This is a genomic window from Atopobium deltae (genome assembly GCF_001552785.1).
Classification (GTDB): Bacteria; Actinomycetota; Coriobacteriia; order Coriobacteriales; family Atopobiaceae; genus Atopobium; species Atopobium deltae.
The window spans coordinates 3,060-4,432 of sequence record NZ_KQ959515.1; the positions used below are offsets into that span (position 1 = coordinate 3,060).

A 1,373-nucleotide genomic window follows, 5' to 3' on the forward strand; every position below is an offset into this window, starting at 1 on the left:
GATCAAGTAAAAAGCTTAAAAGGTAAATGCTGTCATTGACACGCTGAAACTCTCTGACTGGATGTGAGAACCTTGGATCACGCGGAAAGCTTTCAAGCACTTTTGGGTTCTTTGGATGGTTTGCGGGATAGACTTGGACAAGAATATCAAAATTATCTATTGCTGCTAACTCCGCATTTGTTACCCCCGCATGCTTTTGATACACCGCTTTCGCCTGTTCAAGAAGATTTGGGGCAAGTTTTGTCTGAGCCACAGCATAAAGAATATCATCACAGACGCCCATACTCATATAGGCTCCACGTACATCGAAGCTTTTTGTTTTTTCTGAATCGCCAACAAGAACAGGCTGTTGATAGCCACCAGGATCACTTCCTAAAGCATAGAAGGCTATGAAGCCACGTCCCTTGTCTCGCTGATAGCGAGCGTACTCATGATCGGGTGATATATCTCGAGGTATGATTTTTGTTCCTTGCTCGTTGGTCAAATATTCAGATTCTGCACCTCCATAGAAAATTCCTGTAGCCGTCCATATTGGCTCACCGGAACCCATTTTTCCTGAGTGAAAGACCCGAGTTTTACCTGAAGCATCGGTAAGCACAAGGTAACCGTTTTTTGGATTATAGGTCTGTCTTCCGAAGGCTGATTCGCTTAATTGCATCGCAAGTACTTGACCTTTAGTGGTGAAATCCTTGGCTGTGCTCGTTTTCGCTGGTTTAACATAAGCTGACTTAAAAAGGAGAAAGACGCCGAGAAGTACAGCACAAAGCACTGCGCCAACGATACCTTTTATGGTGCGGCGTTTCATGATATTCCAATCTCACGAATGACAATTTTGTTTGCAGTCGGTTTTTGATGGATGCATATAGAGGGGCTATTCAATAACCCAATTCACCTTTGTATACTTGGATTCTTTAATATCATAGGGATAGACGCCAGTGCCTCCATTTCCATCGAGATCTACGCCTGCTCCCTTTTTATAAGCTAGCCATACAAGCTGCGAACAATTCAATTCCTTCGGATTTAAACCTTTATTGTCCCAAAATGCCAGGTTATAAGGATAACCAAGTAAATGGTTGTATGCATAGTCTGCGGCTGCGTTTTGTTGTGCTTGTGTCAACGTTGTCTCCATAAGCACTGTTCCTTTTCCAACAAAAGTGTTATAGTGCCATGCCCATCTACTTTTTGCAAAGAATCCTGGAGCCTCTACAATCCAATCTTTGTCTCCATATATCCCAATATGACCATGGTTTACAAATGCCGTGTAGGCAGGGGTAAGGAACATATCGCCTTTGTAATATGAGCGGCAAAGCTGATAGCTTTTCCTATTTTCGCAATCTGTTTCTGTTACACCAACCTCGGCAAGCGTTTTCTTG

At 43.0% G+C, this 1,373-nt stretch carries 2 pseudogenes; both read right to left on the reverse strand.

The features are described from left to right. Positions 1 to 805 (reverse strand): annotated as a pseudogene (locus HMPREF3192_RS06955) (hypothetical protein); the annotation flags it as partial. 66 nt (positions 806 to 871) lie between these two features. After that, positions 872 to 1,373 (reverse strand): annotated as a pseudogene (locus tag HMPREF3192_RS06830) (hypothetical protein); the annotation flags it as partial.